The following is a 17970-nucleotide window of genomic DNA, read 5'->3' as shown; positions in this document are numbered from 1 at the left end:
AAAGAGCAGATTCCCTGCTCTTTTGTTGTTCTTATTCAACTCATATACTTGTATTTAATGTTAAACCCATTTTCATTACGCAAATGGCTCTATTCATGAAAGGATAAGCAAATACCTGGTATTATAAACAATACATATGCTGGAACATAAGCGGAGAAAATAGGATATCTTATCATACCAGAGAGCCAAGGCAAGGTATGAAAGAAAAAAGTATCCACTAAAACAATCGTATAACACGTCAGCAATATGACACCCATCATGGTCAAAGTTGTATTTACATAAGTGATACGCTTACTACATAATGCATATGTGAGCAAAGTGATGCCATACGCCATACAGCCATATTTTATGACAGACCAAAAAGAACTAATCAATACTACTTTATCTATTGCCAAGGCAACTAGAATACAGATACAGGCAAGCGCAAACAAACCTTTTTTCATTCACCTAATACCTTATGAATCAAAGGCTGTTTTGCTAGTGGAACAGCGGAAAATGTATACGCGTCATAAAAATCCTGCAACCATTGTTTTGCTAATGGATGATTGCTATGCACATACGCAAGTACATCTCCTGTTTGCACATAATCGCCATCCTTTTTATTTAAAACGATACCCACAGAAGGATCTATGCGATCTTCTTTTACCATACGTCCGGCCCCAAGCTGCATCGCTAATGTTCCTAATTGCAAGGCATGCAGTTCTTTTACATAACCATCACATAACGCCTTTACCTCAAAAATGGCTTTTGCTTTTGGTAATGTTTCTGGATGTTTAATCTGTTCTACATTGCCTCCTTGGGCCTGTACCATTGCTATTAATTTTTCAAAAGCCTTCCCATTTTTAATAACTTCCATCAGCATCGCCCTAGCTTGTGACTCACTATTTGCAAGATGAGCCTGCTGTAACATAATACTGCCAGCTTTCAAGCATAATTCAGTAAAATCCTGCGGGCCTTCCCCTTTTAAGGTAGCTATTGCTTCCTTTACTTCTAAGGCATTTCCAATGGCATTGCCTAAAGGCTGATTCATGCTGGAAATCATGGCTCTAACATCTTTATGGAAATGCTTACCGATTGCTATCATCGTTTCGGCCAATTCTTCTGCTTTTTGTGCAGTTTCCATAAAAGCCCCTTCACCATACTTTACATCTAACAAAATGGTATCACTGCCAGCAGCTAATTTTTTTGACATGATGCTGGAGGCTATCAACGGTATTGAATTCACAGTAGCCGTGACATCTCGTAAAGCATATAATTTTTTATCCGCAGGTACTAATCGTTGCGTTTGTCCAATGATTGCCAAACCGATGGTATTGACTTGTTCAAGAAATTCCTGTTCATTTAAATCCACGCGAAAACCTTCAATACTTTCTGCCTTATCTAAAGTGCCGCCGGTATGACCTAAGCCGCGTCCACTCATCTTTGCTACCTTGGCGCCACAGGCTGCTACCATCGGTGCTAAGGATAAGCTTGTTTTATCACCTACGCCACCTGTAGAATGCTTGTCACATTTCACACCAGAAATCGCAGACAGATCCATGACATCTCCACTATACAACATTTCTTCACATAAGCAGGCCGTTTCCTGAGCATCCATACCATTAAAGTAAATAGCCATCAAGAGTGCACTCACCTGATAATCAGGGATGGTGCCTTTCACATAACCATCAATGAAAAAATGTAATTCTTCTTTTGTCAAGGATGCTTTTTCTTTCTTTTTTTCTATGATATCGACAAACCTCATAAAGATGCTCCTTTCTTTTTTCGCAATAAGCGAAAAAATTGAAATTTTGTATATCTAATTTGCTCTTTCACCATAAAGTCTTTCTCATCAAACTTAGGAAAAAATACCGTTCCTTCATAGGTGTCAGGAAGAAGTGAAAGCCATAACTCATCTGCATATGGTAAAGACTGCTCATATGTTTGCGCACCACCACAGATGAGTAATGGCTGTGCTTGTGGTTTCCAATTGAAGATGACTTTTTGCAGGGAAGTTTCGATATATTCATACCCTGGTTTGCCTGCATAGTTAGGATTCCTAGTTAAAACATGAACGTGTCGTTGCGGCAATGTACTTTCCATCGCCTCCCATGTTTCTCTTCCTATGAGTACATGCTGATGGAGGGTTTTCATTTTAAAAAATGCCAATTCTTCTGGCACATGCCAAGGCATTTTATCATGATTACCAATAAGTCCATGTGCATCCAGAGCAGCCATGAGAACAATCATGCGACTGCCTTAAGAGCAGCAAGCTCTTCCTGTGTCAGCGCTCGCCACTCGCCCACTTCTAAATGATCATCTAATCGCAAAGGCCCCATAGCTACGCGTTTTAAATACAGTACCTCATTGCCAACAGCTGAAAACATCCGTTTTATCTGATGATAGCGGCCCTCTTCAATGTGAAAGAAACAGCTTGTTTCATTAATGACTTCTAATGCAGCACATAATACTGTTTTTTCATCTAAAATGATGCTTCCATTGCACAATGTTTTAATTGCCGTTTCATCTAAACATAGCTGATGCTCGACATAATAGGTTTTACGTACATGGTGCTTAGGTGATAGTAAGTGATGCGCTAGTTTCCCATCATTGCTAATGAGCACCAGCCCTTCCGTATCCATATCTAATCTTCCAACTGGGAAGCAGCCTTTGGGCAACATGACATCAAAACAATCTAACACTGTTTCATGTTCACTATCCTGAGTAGCACAAATGACTCCACTTGGTTTATTCAGCATCAAATAGACGAAAGGTTCATAATAAATATGTTCCCCATCGAGTTGAACCAAATCATCTTCTTCCACATGCATATCATCTTTTACCACCAATTCACCATTCACACGTACATGTTTTTTGCGAATTAGTTGTTTCACTTCTTTACGTGTTCCCACACCGGCATGGGATAAATATTTATCTAATCGCATATTATCCTCTCTTCCGTTTCTTAAATAATACAGCAAAATCCAAGTGTAATAACGTTTGTGGCAAATGGAATACATACGTGAACGCAAAGTAGCCAATACAAGAAATACCGCCAGCAAAGGCCATTTGTATAAATGCCATGCCACGTCCTGCCTCATAATTTCCACGAAGTCCTAAATGAAAGCACAGTTGTGCAAGTATCCATAAAATACCACAACCGCATAGGATGACGAAAAGTCGATGCAAGGTATATTTCCATTGAATATCATGATGTTTTGTTAGTTCATACAAACTGATGCTAATATTCAGCATAGCTGAAATCACCGTGGAAAACACTAAGCCTTGGTAGCTAAATTTTACCAGCATGATATAGCTAAGGGCAAATTTCACAACGACTTGAATTGTCGTATTGCGCACAGAATTGCGTCGTAACCCCGTAGCCACCATTAAATTGGTAACAATTGGAGTCATCGTATCTAGAAAAGCGACAATGGAAAACCAGCGAATAATCTGGGCTACTGCCGGGATGTCTTTAGCATGTTCCGGCGGAAATAGTGTAACGATCAGCGGTTCAGCAAACACATATAGGCAAAACGATACCGGTAAAGCAATATACAAAACGATATCTATGCAATCGCGGATGTTTTTACGTACCTGTTTCATATTATGTTGCGTTATGGCACTTGTAATATGGGGAATGATCGCACTGGAAAAACCTGGTGCCAATACCATGGGAATACTCATCAACTTAACAACCTTATAATTAATAGTAGATGAAATCAGGGTGATTTCACTTCCTGAAAGACCATGCCCCTTTAAACCTTTTTGTAGGAACAATGTGTTAATAATGCTATCACTATAGCCTAATAAAGCTATTAACATAAACGGTATGGATACATATAACAATTCCTTTAAAATCTCTCTGCTTTCAATCTTATTTTCAAAGGCCTGTTCATGTGCCAATCGTCGTATTTCTTTCATTCGCTTACGATCATAAAATTTAAGATGGATCATCGCCGTGATAGCTGCAACGCTCGTTGAGAAAACGCCAAAATATACAGCCCATATATGATCACCATGAAAGATATAAACAGCGATGCTGGAAGCAATCAGCACAAACGAAGCATTTGCTAGCTGTTCCAAAACTTGTGACAATGAATAGATTTCCATCTCTTTCAATCCCTGATAAAACCCACGCATACTACTCAGAATCGGCACAAAGAACAAAGCAAAACTGGAGCCGACAAATGCCCAACGTAAATCATCTGCACTTCCTGCCCCATCGTACATCATATGCGCAATTGGTTTGGAAAACAGCATAAATAACAACATCATGACAAATCCTAAAGAAATCATCAATCGCGTGCTGAGCTTTTTCACAAAAATACTTGTCTTATAATCACCTTTTGTCGTGTAACGAGCTACCAGTGTTGCTATTGCAAAAGGAAAGCCCGCCTGACATACATTTAATAAATACATGTAGAGCGATTGGGTAATCGCATAATATTCGACGTTGACATTGGTACCCAAAATATTATTGAATGGTATTGCATAAATCAGTCCAATCAATTTGGCAAAAAAGATACCAGCAGAGCTTACCAATGCTCCGGCGACGATTGACTGTTTTCTTTTTGTACTTCTTGTGTTATCCTTCATGAATAGTTTCCTCTCTAATCCACATTTGCTTTACCAGCATCTGAAGTAGTCTTTTCTCCAATTGCCGTATCCCCTTTTTCCTGCACATAATTACAGTTGAAAAAAACACGGGATTGGTTTTGCAATGTGCTGTCTTTCCAAGTCACCATCACATTGACCGTAAATTGTTTCTTTGGTGATATCGCATCTAAAATGATCATTTTAACAAAGCCTTTTTCTCCCCGCGCTTGATAGGGAATCATATTATACTGACTGTTGGCATCATCCCCTAATATCCCAATACAAGGATATACATTCGTATTAGAATCCATATTCTGATCCACTGCGATGGCCTGGATATCATACATGGCAACTTGTGGATTATACAGCTCTATTTCATATTTATAATCATCCTTTTGTTTAAATACATTCATCTTATATTCAAAGGGAATGATTTTTGATTCTATCCCCTTATTACTAACTACGGCATCAATAAAGCTCTCATATACTTTTATGCTTTCACTATCTTGATGATGCAGATTTTTACATCCGGTAAGAAATACCGTCAACAAGATGCATAAAATCGAAAGTTTACGCATGAAATCACCTCGGTTTTAATTATACCATATGTATGTGAAATGCACCATACCTGTAATATCAAGGGGCTTTTATCTGTCGATGGGAAAGTATTGATGATTGTCTTAGGAATTCGCGGAAAGAAAAAGCGATCGTATGGATCGCCTTTGTTTGTTATTTTCCGCATTTGCAACGGAAAGAACTGCATTCAGTTTCGCAACAAGCATTTGGTTCAATGCAATTGTCGCAAGTAACACTGATGGTTTCTGCTACACAATGATTGTCTTTATGATAGACACAATTGTTCACACTACATAAAATTTCGGTTTTTTTCTGCATATTTACACCTCCATCAGTAGTATGCGCAAACACTTTCATGTTATGTGCGATATATGAGTAGTGCTGAAAAGCAATATATTTGTTCTTCCTCCTGTATACTGCAGGAAGTTGAAAATTTAATATCAACTACATCGATATCCGGATTATCCTCTAAAAATGCATTGATCATATCGCTGAGATCATCCTCATGCTCCTCATCAAACACTTTGACCTGAACCATCTTCATCACCTAAGATGACTCTAACATATTCATGAAGGATTACTTGTCGATAAAAGTAGCCTGTAGTTTCTTTTTTAAATGTTCATTTTGCACTTCGATCATAGGTAATCGCAAAACATTTTGAATTTCTCCTCTTTGTGCCAAGACATATTTCACACAAGCTGGAGATGGTTCCTGAAATAACAATGTCGCTTCCTGCTTTAATTCCTTACGCAATTCGTTATCTTTACGATTGCCACATAGAAAATGCTTTAGCTTGGTAAGTGATACATGTCCAAGTACAGATACCAAACCATCCATACCCGCATCCATGCCTTCGTCAATGGTTCCATCTTCCCCGCTATATATTATGAAATGAGGATGCTCTTTTTTTAACTTTTGAACTGCTGCAAAATCATCACATGCCTGCTTTAAAGCAACAATATTCGGACATGTTGTTATTAATTTTGCGATCGTCTCTGCTTCAAGTTTCACACCTGTCCGAGATGGGATATTATAAAGCATAACATTGACAGAGCTATGTGCAGCAATGCATGCAAAATGTTCATACAATCCAGCTTGTGAAGGTCGATTATAGTACGGTGCAGCTAAAAGCACACCATCAATAGGCAGCTGTTGAACCTGATGCACAGCCCGCAAAGTATCTGCTGTACAATTTGTCCCACAGCCAAACCATATTTCTATCTCATGATGGGTTTCTTGCAAGACAAATTTCACTATTTGCGAACGTTCCTCTTCACTTAAACAAGGTGTTTCTGCTGTTGTACCACATACGATAAACCCATCCGCTCCCTCCGCCATTAAGCGGGCAATTAATGCACGCAATGCCGGATAATCAACCTCATGTTCTTTGGTAAAGGGAGTAATCAATGCTACCATCAATTTTGCCATTATACGTTTCCTCCTAATAAGATTGGTTCTATCTGTTGATCTTGAAGCGCCATATCACAGGTTTCCATTAACAGATCCCATTTGGCGACAATACTGCGTTCTTTTTGGAATGGTGCATCTTGAGCAAATGGAATGGCATAAAACCCTCGATAATTCAGCAGAGTGAAAATATTAGCACCACTAATCCCCAGGCCATCATTTGTTGCTATTCCAAAAACAATATTTTTCTTATTTCGCAGCATAGCTTTGGCAGCTAGTGTAACAGGATGATCGTAAATGCCGTGCACTAGTTTTGCACAAACAGTAGCACTCATCGGGGCAATCACCATTAGATCGTAACAATTGCATGGGCCGACCTTTTCAGCCTCTACGATTGTATGAATGATACTGTGACCACTTAAATTTACCAAGCGATTCAAAAAATCATCTGCTTTAAAGAAACGTGTATCACAAGTGTACACATTTTCACTTACCACGATTTGTACATCATTTTCCTGACATAAGATTTCCAACTGCTTTAATACTTTCGCATGATTACAAAATGAGCCACAAATACCAAATAAAATGCGCTTATTCTTCATGTAATCTCCTCCTTATATGATCTGCGATAATATTACCGGCACTGATACATGCAAAACGACCTGGCAGATTACTGATCTTGTAATAGTTCAGATGCAGACGGTGTATTTGTTCCTCATGAAACAAAACGGGTGTTGAAATATCTAAGAATAATGGTGTTTTTGACCATGAACGTATCTGCGCATCATCCAATATTTGTACCGGAGCAGTATAAATGATGACATCGCCACATTCTTTCCATTCCTTTATTGGTAAAAATTCCTTACTCATCACACAATCACGGCGTATTACGCGTACATGAGTATGAAGATTTTTTAACATTGTATAAATAGCTTTACCACAATGCCCATATCCAACAATATCGATTGTTATAGCATAAATACTTTTACAAGTATGTGAAATTAATTCATTTAAAACACCTTCTGCTGTTAAAATAGCGTTTTGTGTTATGACCTCTTCCGCATTCATATAATAATCGACTTCTACATTTAATTTTTTGGCAGCTTCATTTTCTATACCCTGGAAAACAACCATTTCTTTTCCCTGAATTTTCCAAAAGCTACTGGGAATATGCATATAGGAATTCCACATCTGTACATTATGTTCTTCATTCATTCCCTTCACTGGCAAGACAAAAGCATCCAGCTGTGGTAATGTTAAAAAGTCAGTATCTTCCTGTATCCTATAAACTACATAATCTTTTTTCAGATTATCTGCTACCTGCATCATTCTTTCATCACTACAAACCACACCGATTTTCATAGCACTCCTCCTTTACTTTTATACTATGTGAATTGTATCGATTGGTTCTATAGCATAGAAAGGTATTCTACTTGACGAGCAGCAATAACGCGTCTATAATGAACAGTGTTCATATTAGGAGGAATCATTATGAATAAGGTAGTCACATCAAAAGACGAATTATTAGAAGCTGCCGAACAAATCACCTATGAGGAAGGAATGACTCACCTCAGTATTCGCTCGCTCGCCAAAAAACTGGATATATCTGTTGGTGTAGTGTACAATTACTTTCCTTCAAAAGCCGATTTAGTATTGGCTATCATCGAAAATTTCTGGAAAAAGGTTTTTCATAAAGATCTTTGCACATTCGATGAACCCCCTTGTTTCCCTATCTTCTATGAAACCATCTATCAACGTTTAAGCGAACATATAGAGGATTTCCAAGCTGTTTTTTTAGGACAATTGCATGTATTGCGCTCAGAAGATAAGCAAAAGGGGAAAGCCTTGGAACAACAATATTTACAGCACATACAGAAAGGGTTTCTTCTTGTCCTATCTCAAGATTCGCATATTCCTGAAAGCTTATGGACAGCAACCTTTACAAAGGAAGCCTTTCTACAGTTTTTATTTGAACATATGTTGGTAGATCTCTCACATCAACGCAAAAACTGTCAATTCACAAAAGAAATGTTATATCGCTTATTATATGCGAAATCAACATAATTTCACGTTACAACGAACAAAGTTCAGCAACAATGCTTTGCAAACAATAAATAATGGAAATAGGCTTTCATATTCTCTATCTAACCATTGTTATTTTTTGAAACCCTCTCTATTAAAAAGGCGAAGCATGATAAAGCAATTCCATTATTTAGCATCATAAGAAAGGAGTTCTATCATTATGAAAAGAACAGTAAACTACGCTATACTTTATGCAATTCTCGCCATGATTGGTGGTATCTTTTATCGCGAATACACCAAATTCATGGGATTTGACGGCAGGACAACACTTGCCTTTGTACATACCCATCTCTTTCTGCTGGGAATGGTCATGTTTCTCATCGTGACATTTGCCATTCATCAATTTCATATCGAAAAACAAAAACATTATCGGCTATTTCTTATTCTCTATCATCCCGGTGTCTTATTAACTTCCCTCATGCTCTTTCTGCGCGGTATCACACAAGTAAATGGTAATGAACTAACCAATACTGTTAACGCTATGATCTCCGGTGTTTCCGGTATCGGCCATATCCTAACAGGTATCGGTCTTCTTCTTTTCCTGTTTATATTGAAAGCGAGTGTGAAAGATGCGTAAACGAATGTATATCCCTAAAAACTACCTTTTGTTACTAGCCGGCTTCATTTGGTTGCTAGCGGGTATTAATATACTAAATATCGGCTATCAATCCACTTCTGTTCTTACTTTATGGATGATGCTAGCAACGATCTTGACCTTTCTTGTTTTCTATTTTGCTATTTTTCGCAAACTCATTCATAAGCATACAAATCGAATCTTACGTTATGCCCATGCTTATATGCATATATTACAATTTTTCGATAGAAAATCATACATCATCATGTTTTGTATGATGAGCGGTGGTATTTTATTAAGAATAAGCCATGTATGGCCAACAGTATGCATAAAATCTTTTTATACCGGTATAGGTCTAGCCCTATGCATATCAGGCCTGTGTTTTATAAAGCAATTTTATCACCAGCAGCTTTCATTCACTAATAAATAAAGCACATCAGATACTATTTCTGTATGTGCTTTTTTCTCATATATATATAATCTTTCATATTGAAACGTGGGATTTCATAAGTATATCTGTTTGAAATTCTTTGTTTATCTTATTGTGTAATTACATAATAATTACGTTTCCCGCGTTTGATAATGGTTTTATTCGTTGTGATTGCATGTGTTGAGCTTACGATAAATTCACAGTCTTTTATACGTTCACCATTGATTTGAATAGAACCTTGCTTGATCCATTCTCTTGCTTCACGTTTACTACTAGCAATTTTCGCTTGTACTAAGACATCAAGTAACGGCATATGATCATCCACTGCGATACTATCAAAACCATGCAACGCATCCTCGAGTTCATCGCTGGTTAAATCTTTAATATTTCCTTTGAAGAAAGCATTCGTAATTTTTAATGCTTTTTCATATTCCTCTTCACCATGCAAATCAATAACGACGGCTTTCGCAAGTGCCTTTTGTGCTTCTCTGCGTCCCGCATCTATCTTTGTCTTTTCTTCTAAATCTTCAATTTCTTCGCGGCTTAAGAAGGTCAATGTCTTTAAATATTCAATAACCTTACTATCTTCACTATTCACCAAGAACTGATACAGTTCATAAGAAGATGTTTTATTTTTATCCAGCCAAATCGCCTTGCCTTCGCTTTTGCCAAACTTTGTTCCATCCGCCTTAGTTACCAATGGCATTGTAAACCCATATGCTTCTTTACCTAATTTCTTACGAATCAATTCAATACCGGCTGTGATATTCCCCCACTGATCTTGTCCTGCTACTTGCATGATACAGTTGCGGTTTTCATACAAATGCATAAAATCCAACGCCTGTAAGATCATATAAGAAAATTCTGTATACGTAATTCCTTCATCCAATCGACGAGCAACAATATCTTTATTCAACATATAATTAATGTTAAAATATTTCCCATAATCGCGCAAGAAATCCAAAGTATTGATATCCTTAATCCAATCGTAGTTATTTACAACTTCAAAGCCAAATACATCCTGCGCCTGTTTCTTTAGACATGCAAAGTTATGCGCAACTTCATCTTTTGATATCATAGCGCGTTCTGCTGTTGGCTTAGGGTCGCCAATTAACCCTGTTCCTCCACCAACTAACAAAATCGGATTGTGCCCTGCCTGTTTTAAACGCTTAGAAATTAAAAAGGATGAATAATGTCCAATATGCAAGCTGTCTCCGGTAGGATCAGTACCAATATAAAAAGTGACCTTTTCATTATTCAGCATGTTTTCAATTTTCGGTGAGCTGCAATCTTTAATTAAGCCTCTCCATACCAATTCTTCATAAATATTCATAGTCTATTCCTTTCTCAGCCATTAAAAAAGCGTCCTTATCCAAGGACGCCGTTTTTTATTTGCGTGGTACCACCTTAGTTCCTCATAACATGAGGCTCTCAAGCTCATAACGTGAGCATACGGCTTTACTTTTCATAAAGCAGCTCCAAGGTGTATTCCATAAGTTCCTGACTGCGGCTTTTCACCAGCCAGCCGCTTCTCTGTGCTCATTTCCTTATGTACTCTTTCTTATCATAGCTGTTGTAGTATTAAGTATAATGTAATTTTTTACTTTGTCAAGCAATGATTACTTGGTTGATTTACGTGGAGTGAAAATATAGCTCAATTCGATTTCTTTATCTGGAACATCATTTTCATCCGTTAGCATCTTTGTCAATAAACGCATAGCAACAGCACCTAAATCATAATCTGGAATTTTAAAGCCAGAAATCTGAGGGCGTGCCATAGAGTTATATTTACTATCTAAGATACATACCAATTCCACATCATCCGGAATATTCATTCCTGCTTCTTTCACGGTGTTCATAACCGCCATAGCTTGAGAATCACGATACGTAATGACGACATCATAAGGGACGCCATCCTTCACATATTCTTTCAAAAATAAGTAAGAGGAACGATATTCCTTAGGAATTTCAATATAGCCGTCAAATTCCATACCGTTTTCTTTATAAGCACGTGATAATCCATCACGAAGTTGTTTGATCATTGCTGGATTCTTACGATCCTCAATCAATGCCAAACGTTTTTTCCCTTTTGCGATGCAATCCATTGCATAATCATAAACAAGGCTGGAGTAATCCACATAAACAGAACCAACAGTTTCATCACTCATCTTATTACCGATGACAACAATGGGAACTTGATATTTTGTTAACTGATTCAATTCTTCCTTATTTAGCTTATCATTGAAAATCACAACACCATCCACACGGGATTTGATGATATTTTCAATAATATCATTCATTTCAGTAATGCCTTCCGTCGTTGTATGCAGCATCAGATTATATTTATAAATTTTTGCCACATCAATCAAACCATTAATAATCTGTCCCGTATAGAAATAGCTTGCTTCTGGTACGATCAGAGCAATCGTCGTCGTTTTCTGAAGTGCCAATCCTTGAGCAATCGCATTCGGTTTATAGCCTAATTTTTCAATTGCCTCCTGCACTTTCACACGTGTGTCTTCACGGACAACTTCAGAACCGTTGATAACACGGGAAACGGTTGCCAGTGAAACATCTGCTTCTTTTGCTACATCATAAATGGTAATTCGTTTCATAACACTTATCCCTTCTGACTAATCGTCTTCATCCTTCGTGTCTAAGACACGTTGTAACCCTTCAAAGGCTTTTTCCGCTGCTTTCAGCGTACCCTTTTTTAGCTTCTTTACATTCTTCTTAACGCGCTCATCTTCACGAATAGCACTAACCGTGTCCGTAATGGTATCCATCGTTTTCACAACATAGTCCTTCTTCATAAGCTCATCTACACCATCACTGAATGCATTCGTCACTTTGCCCGTCATTTCATTCAGTTTTTCCTTGCCATTTTTTACATCCTCACGCTGATTAAAGGCTGCTACTTTCTGTTTCGTTGTTTCCAATAACAAGGCCGTATCAGTCTTCAGTTTTTCTAAACGCTGTGTTGTTTCCTGCGCATTCACATTATTTTTTATCCACTGACGAAATTCTGCGTACATCCGACTTAGTTCTATTTTGGCATCCGCAAAAATTGAAGAGGCATTTTCATTATCCTCGTCATCTTCCATTTGAATAATGGTATAACGCGTTTCTTTTTCCATGTCATCAACATGCTGGCTTTCATCGCTCATGAAGTATGCACCTCCTGCTCACAGGCTTCTTCCTGTTGCTCATCGCTGCCATCTTTTCCCATATGATGTAAAATCCAATCTTTAATCAAAGAGAAATTTTCAATCACCATCACCATCGTACTGCGAACAGCATGTTTGCTTGCTTCATGCACACTGTCAACAGTCTCACTTAATTCATTTAAAGTCTGTAAAGGCTTTTCCAGTGTTTCCAATTCTTTGTTTGTCGTATCGAGTGTTTTTTTCATACTGATCACTGCTTCATTCGCACTTTTTAATAACACGATCAGATGCCTGACAAAGATAACCAGAAATATCAGGACGATAACACCTACAATCGGTAATGCCTTAGCGGCAACATTACTCGTTAATTCCAATAACTGATCTAAACCCATAGAAACACCTCTTTTTATATTTTACCTTATTTTGTAAACATTTACAAGTTTACTGAAAACTTTTTACAATATTTTTTAATTTATAAATATCTTTACTGCTCATAAACAGATATACTGCAGGGCCGCGATCTGCTAAAAACTTAGCCGCTGTTTCATCTTCTTGAATCACTTGAGCATGCGCGCAACGATCTGCTAAATCTTGTATCGTAATATTGATTCCTGGCTCTTTTGCGGCATTTTCAGGAAAATGGCATAAATATGTCTCGTCAGCTTGATCTAATTCTTGGGCAAAACGATCCATAAAATAATAGATACGAGAATAACGATCCGGTTTAAATATCGCAATGATTTTTTTATCAGGATACTTAATGCGAGCAGCCTCAATCATATACTTAACAGCAGTTGGATGATGTGCATAATCATCAATATACACATTACCATTTTTTTCTTCTATCGTAAAACGGCGTTTTACTCCCGGAAAACTTGCCAATCCTTCCTGTAACACTGCCGGTTGTAATCCTTCCATGATTCCTAAAGCGATTACCCCTAGGCTGTTCCACAATAAAGGTTTCCCAACAAACGGTAATTTAAAACTGCCAAAGTACGCTTTTTTATATAAAACATCAAAAGACATACCTTCTTCATTTTGTATAACATGAACAGCTTGTACGTCATTGTCATCCTGTAAACCATAATACAAATGCTTCGTTTTGACGTGCAGGCGACGCACTTCTTCATCATCACCAAACAGTACAATACCTTTTTTTACTTGATTGGCAAAGGTTTCAAATGCATCGCGATAATCTTCCATATTTTTATAATAATCCACATGATCCAATTCAATATTCGTAATGATCGCGTATTGCGGTTTATAAGCCAAAAAGTGACGCTGATATTCACAGGATTCTAAGACAAAATATTCACCATCATCCGGCATATCTCCTGTACCATCACCAATCAAAAAACCAGTTGGTGCTACTTCGGCCATCACATGAGAAATCATGCCTGTCGTTGTGGTCTTACCATGGGTACCGGCAACACTGATACTTGTATATTCTTCGACCAACTGCCCTAAAAAATCATGATACCAGTATACCTGCACTTTTCCTTGCTTGGCCAATTCCATGGCTTTTTTCACTTCCGGATTGCTTTCATTAAAAGCATTGCCAATGATGATTGTCATTCCTTCTTTAATGTTATTCTCATCAAAATGGTAAATCGGAATATGTCGTTCCTCTAAAGGTTTTTGGGTAAAGATATATTTATCAATATCCGAACCGCTCACTTGTTCATGGCGGTCAAAGACGATCGTAGCTAAAGATGCCATACCGCTTCCCTTGATACCAATAAAATAATATTCCATATTACGTTTACACTCCCTTTATTTTTCCGTTACATCTTTTATATTAGATTCAGCCTCTTTGATTGGCGTAGAATCGCCAAACAGCGAAATTTGCAACAAATCTTCAGTATCCGTATCATCATCTGCTAAAATAGCTTCCAAGGGTAACGTATGTTCTTCCTCTTCTTCTACCTTTTGTAATAAATCTGCCGGCATTTCTTGTGATGAAAGCTCATCCCTTGTTTCCGTCATGATGATTTCTTCCTGCTTACTTTTGGCTTTTTCTTCAATATCTTTTTTCGCTTCTTCTTCAAATTCTTCCAATTCATTCACACCATAATACGGTGATATAATTGTCCCTAACGGATTTTCCTTACGTTTGCGAGCGCGTGGCATATTGACATTAGGTGTCTTCGTTGAAGTCTTCGCTTTTGCGTTTTCTTCTTTCGCTCCAAAAATCGGCGAAATCACCGGTGTAAACTCATATTCTTTCTTTTCTTCTTTTTTCATAACAGGTCGACTTTTTATTGTCTCTTTTGGTTGTTTTACTTCTTTTGCTGGTTCTTTTTTTGTCTCTAAATCAATACTGACAAACTTTCTCGTCTCCTGCTTGATTGGCGTCTGTTCCTTTTTAACACTTTCTAGATCCGCTTGTTTCGGCGTATTTTGCGGTTCTTTATCCACTGTTTTTGCTTCTTTCTCTTTTAAAGAAATTGCTTCCAAATCATCTTCTGCAATGATATCTGCCTCTGTTTCTTCAAACAGAAAGGAAGTAACTTTTTTCCATAACGACATTTTCCTCACCCTTTCTGCGTCATTGATTTACTTGATTCAAGAATTGTTCTATTTCTTCTCTTGTCTTGCGCTGCTTCGATACAAACCGATTACTTTCTTTCCCATTTAGATAAATGACAAAGCTAGGTATGCCCATGATCATCAAGTCTACACATACATCCATGCATTGATCACGGTCAACATAGTAAAAGGTAAAGCCTTTTGCCGTATATTCTTTTACGACGTCTTCAAAAAAGCCTTCTAAAAAACGACAGTCAGGACACCAATTCGCAGAAAAGACAAAGACATTTTTGCCTTCGCTGGCACATGCTTTATAAAACGCTTCTGCATTGTTAATTACATTCATATATTCTTTCATGGTATGACTCCTTTTGTTGAACCGTTTACATGTTCTTATTATAGCATCATTCGATGAAAATTTACTTTTTATTTTCATTATTTATGCATTCTTTTCATTCATAGGATGTTTCTTCCAAATGGCACGATAAATAGGCTGCCCTTTTTCCATGAAGCGATGCTCATATTCCGTAATTACATCTTCATCATGAGCAACACGGCGAAAATCCACACTGAAATCATGAAGAAACCAACCTGCATTTTGGAATTCTATTATACTATATTCAAATAATGAGCTATTATCTGTTTTCATCTGAATTTCCCCATCATCTGCCAAGATTTTCGCATATTGGGCAATAAATTTATGATTTGACAATCGCTTTTTATGTGCTCGTTTTTTAGGCCAAGGATCACTGAAATTCAAATGGATGACTTGAATTTCACCTTCTGCAAACCAAGAAGCAAGCTGCTCAGCATCATCGTTGATGAATCGCATATGTGCTTTTTCTTTTTCTTGTTTTGTATATTTACGTACCGCCAGAGCAGCTACATTGTTATTTTTCTCAACACCGATCCAACCGTATTCTGGATATTGCAAAGCCATCTTTGTCCAATAATCCCCTTTGCCACAGCCAATCTCTAAATGTAGCACATCACGTTTTAGCGTTTCTTTCCATTTGCCTTGCAAAGCAGCGGGTTCTTTAATAACGACATCCTGCTCCTTTAAAAAGTCTTCTGCCCATGGTAATTTTCGCATTCTCATAGATCGTCCTACTTCTTTCCCAGCTTTTCCACAGCTGCTGTATAAATAGCGATAGAAGTCATTAAATCTTCTAGTTTTACCCCTTCATCTTTTTGATGACATCCTCCGACATATAATCCTTCAGGAATCTCGGTTTTCGGAAACTCAGGTCCAAAGGCGACAAAGTTTTTAAATTTCTTCGCATAGGTACCTCCGCCAATTGTCTTATTTGGTGTAAAGGTGTCCTTGCTGTATTCTTGATATACTTCACTTAATGTACTTACCAAGGTAGATTGTGGATCAACAAACAAAGGTTTTGTATCGTGTTCTAATAGTACATCTAAAGCATATTGACGTTTTTCGGCACTTTTTTTCATATTATCTATGATCAGATTTGCATCCGCATCATTTGGATAACGGATATCAATGGTAATATCCGCCTTTCCATCAGCAATATGAATGATCCCGGTATTCATTGTCAAAAATCCCATATAAGCGCCCTCAATGGCAATATTCAATGGTTTTCCCTGCCAATCATGCAGCAGTGCATACGTATCATACGCAAATTTATCCTGCATAGCACTTCCTACAAAATTCAAGAGATGCAAACCAGCATTTACTCCATTGTATGGCATCGCTGCATGTGCGGATACCCCCTCCATGGTTAAAACAGCTTGTTTTCCATCATAGGCAACACTGCCTTTTAACCCATTCGATTTTAGGTAAAAATCAAACATATCCATATAGGCATCGTTCCATTTATCCACGCATAAACTAGCTTTACCGATGACGATATTTGGACGTTCACCGGCATGCATGCTGGTTATACACGTTTGCACATCGCCTTTTAACCTAACATGCAAGCCGCCTTTTTCACCATAAATCACAGGAAAATCAGCATCGGGTGTAAAGCCCATAGTAGGTATTTCTCCATGTTGTGTATAATACTTCATGCATTCCATTCCCGTTTCTTCATTGCACCCTAAGATCAACATGATCTTGCGATCCAATTGGATACCTTTATCTTTTAACATCTTTAAGGCATAAAAACCCGCCATAGCAGGACCTTTATCATCCAAAGCCCCTCTGCCAAACAAATAGCCTTGTTCAATTTCTCCTCCATAAGGATCTTTGGTCCAGCCATCACCTAAAGGGACAATATCCAAATGTGCTAATACACCAACACTTTCCGTACCTTCACCATAGCTGATCACGCCAGCATAGCCATCATAATCCTTTACTTCAAAGCCTTCCTTACGTCCCAGCTCTAACATATAATCCAAAGCTTTGCGGCACCCTTCGCCAAAAGGAGCACCTGCTCGAGCACTTGCTTTATCTTCTATTGAAGCAATGGCAATCAAGCCTCTTAAATCACGAATAAAATCTTCTTTATATGTTTCCAATTCCTGTAACCAGTTCATGTTTTTCACCTCGCATATTATTTTATCATAAAGCGAATTGAATACCTACGCTTTTTTTCATAAATTTTCATTAAGATGACAAATTGGTTGTAACCTTTGCAGCCCCTTTTTTTGCTGCTTTGTACCT

22 protein-coding genes and 1 other annotated feature are annotated in these 17970 nt (G+C 37.8%); of the genes, 2 read left to right on the top strand and 20 right to left on the bottom strand.

Annotated features, from left to right (window positions below):
• Positions 1-89: 89 nt before the first annotated feature.
• The 11 genes from AC1VS3_RS03300 to AC1VS3_RS03250 all read right to left on the bottom strand — a co-directional run bounded on the left by AC1VS3_RS03300 (position 90) and on the right by AC1VS3_RS03250 (position 7924).
• A complete protein-coding gene (locus AC1VS3_RS03300) occupies positions 90-443 on the bottom strand; it encodes a hypothetical protein (RefSeq protein ID WP_008688572.1) in 354 nt (117 codons plus the stop codon).
• Positions 440-1744, bottom strand: coding sequence for a pyrimidine-nucleoside phosphorylase (locus tag AC1VS3_RS03295; RefSeq protein ID WP_008688574.1), 1305 nt, complete (start codon positions 1742-1744; stop codon positions 440-442). Before AC1VS3_RS03295 ends, AC1VS3_RS03300 begins: the two co-directional genes overlap by 4 nt.
• Positions 1741-2229 carry a dihydrofolate reductase gene (locus tag AC1VS3_RS03290; protein WP_008688576.1) on the bottom strand — a complete coding sequence of 163 codons (489 nt, stop codon included), beginning with the start codon at positions 2227-2229 and terminating at the stop codon, positions 1741-1743. Before AC1VS3_RS03290 ends, AC1VS3_RS03295 begins: the two co-directional genes overlap by 4 nt.
• A complete protein-coding gene (locus AC1VS3_RS03285; protein ID WP_008688577.1) occupies positions 2226-2924 on the bottom strand; it encodes a pseudouridine synthase in 699 nt (232 codons plus the stop codon). The genes AC1VS3_RS03290 and AC1VS3_RS03285 overlap by 4 nt, the downstream gene beginning before the upstream one ends.
• Before the next feature lies 1 nt (position 2925).
• Entirely contained in the window at positions 2926-4578 is a 1653-nt protein-coding gene (locus tag AC1VS3_RS03280; protein ID WP_008688578.1) for an oligosaccharide flippase family protein, read from the bottom strand.
• Positions 4579-4592: 14 nt separating this feature from the next.
• A complete protein-coding gene (locus AC1VS3_RS03275; RefSeq protein WP_008688580.1) occupies positions 4593-5156 on the bottom strand; it encodes a hypothetical protein in 564 nt (187 codons plus the stop codon).
• 151 nt (positions 5157-5307) lie between these two features.
• Positions 5308-5472 carry a DUF1540 domain-containing protein gene (locus AC1VS3_RS03270; protein WP_008688582.1) on the bottom strand — a complete coding sequence of 55 codons (165 nt, stop codon included), beginning with the start codon at positions 5470-5472 and terminating at the stop codon, positions 5308-5310.
• A gap of 40 nt (positions 5473-5512) precedes the next feature.
• Complete coding sequence (locus tag AC1VS3_RS03265) at positions 5513-5698, bottom strand: sporulation protein Cse60 (protein ID WP_226906244.1); 186 nt, start codon at positions 5696-5698, stop codon at positions 5513-5515.
• 33 nt (positions 5699-5731) lie between these two features.
• Complete coding sequence (gene dapA, locus AC1VS3_RS03260) at positions 5732-6583, bottom strand: 4-hydroxy-tetrahydrodipicolinate synthase (protein WP_008688586.1); 852 nt, start codon at positions 6581-6583, stop codon at positions 5732-5734.
• Positions 6583-7164: a dipicolinate synthase subunit B gene (locus tag AC1VS3_RS03255; protein WP_008688587.1), complete on the bottom strand. Its 582-nt coding sequence runs from the start codon at positions 7162-7164 to the stop codon at positions 6583-6585. Before AC1VS3_RS03255 ends, dapA begins: the two co-directional genes overlap by 1 nt.
• The gene (locus tag AC1VS3_RS03250) at positions 7154-7924 is read right to left on the bottom strand and encodes a hypothetical protein (RefSeq protein ID WP_008688588.1); all 771 of its coding nucleotides are present in this window, start codon (positions 7922-7924) and stop codon (positions 7154-7156) included. The genes AC1VS3_RS03255 and AC1VS3_RS03250 overlap by 11 nt, the downstream gene beginning before the upstream one ends.
• A gap of 129 nt (positions 7925-8053) precedes the next feature.
• On the opposite strand from AC1VS3_RS03250, the gene AC1VS3_RS03245 reads away from it, so the two are divergent.
• The gene (locus AC1VS3_RS03245) at positions 8054-8626 is read left to right on the top strand and encodes a TetR/AcrR family transcriptional regulator (RefSeq protein WP_008688589.1); all 573 of its coding nucleotides are present in this window, start codon (positions 8054-8056) and stop codon (positions 8624-8626) included.
• Between the two features lie 178 nt (positions 8627-8804).
• Positions 8805-9221, top strand: coding sequence for a DUF2871 domain-containing protein (locus AC1VS3_RS03240; protein ID WP_008688590.1), 417 nt, complete (start codon positions 8805-8807; stop codon positions 9219-9221).
• A 536-nt stretch (positions 9222-9757) separates the two neighbouring features.
• On the opposite strand, the gene tyrS is transcribed toward AC1VS3_RS03240, so the two are convergent.
• From tyrS to pepV, 9 genes are all read right to left on the bottom strand, one after another.
• Positions 9758-10981 (bottom strand): tyrosine--tRNA ligase, encoded by a 1224-nt coding sequence (gene tyrS / locus AC1VS3_RS03235; protein WP_008688593.1) that lies wholly within the window; start codon positions 10979-10981, stop codon positions 9758-9760.
• A gap of 38 nt (positions 10982-11019) precedes the next feature.
• Positions 11020-11225: a binding site (T-box leader), on the bottom strand.
• Positions 11226-11267: 42 nt separating this feature from the next.
• Positions 11268-12263, bottom strand: a complete 996-nt coding sequence (locus AC1VS3_RS03230; RefSeq protein WP_008688596.1) for a LacI family DNA-binding transcriptional regulator — start codon at positions 12261-12263, stop codon at positions 11268-11270.
• An 18-nt stretch (positions 12264-12281) separates the two neighbouring features.
• The gene (locus AC1VS3_RS03225) at positions 12282-12815 is read right to left on the bottom strand and encodes a hypothetical protein (protein WP_008688598.1); all 534 of its coding nucleotides are present in this window, start codon (positions 12813-12815) and stop codon (positions 12282-12284) included.
• Positions 12812-13207: a hypothetical protein gene (locus AC1VS3_RS03220; protein ID WP_008688600.1), complete on the bottom strand. Its 396-nt coding sequence runs from the start codon at positions 13205-13207 to the stop codon at positions 12812-12814. Before AC1VS3_RS03220 ends, AC1VS3_RS03225 begins: the two co-directional genes overlap by 4 nt.
• Positions 13208-13256: 49 nt before the next feature.
• Positions 13257-14570 carry a UDP-N-acetylmuramate--L-alanine ligase gene (gene murC, locus AC1VS3_RS03215; RefSeq protein WP_008688601.1) on the bottom strand — a complete coding sequence of 438 codons (1314 nt, stop codon included), beginning with the start codon at positions 14568-14570 and terminating at the stop codon, positions 13257-13259.
• An 18-nt stretch (positions 14571-14588) separates the two neighbouring features.
• Positions 14589-15344: a hypothetical protein gene (locus AC1VS3_RS03210; protein ID WP_008688602.1), complete on the bottom strand. Its 756-nt coding sequence runs from the start codon at positions 15342-15344 to the stop codon at positions 14589-14591.
• A gap of 19 nt (positions 15345-15363) precedes the next feature.
• A complete protein-coding gene (locus AC1VS3_RS03205) occupies positions 15364-15702 on the bottom strand; it encodes a thioredoxin family protein (protein WP_008688603.1) in 339 nt (112 codons plus the stop codon).
• Positions 15703-15783: 81 nt separating this feature from the next.
• On the bottom strand, positions 15784-16443 hold the full coding sequence (gene trmB / locus AC1VS3_RS03200; RefSeq protein WP_008688604.1) for a tRNA (guanosine(46)-N7)-methyltransferase TrmB: 660 nt from the start codon (positions 16441-16443) through the stop codon (positions 15784-15786).
• 8 nt (positions 16444-16451) lie between these two features.
• Positions 16452-17843 (bottom strand): dipeptidase PepV, encoded by a 1392-nt coding sequence (pepV, locus tag AC1VS3_RS03195; RefSeq protein ID WP_008688606.1) that lies wholly within the window; start codon positions 17841-17843, stop codon positions 16452-16454.
• Positions 17844-17970 lie beyond the last annotated feature (127 nt).

The sequence above is a fragment of the Longicatena sp. genome, assembly GCF_982403165.1.
This window is presented reverse-complemented; position numbering and strand designations above follow the sequence as displayed.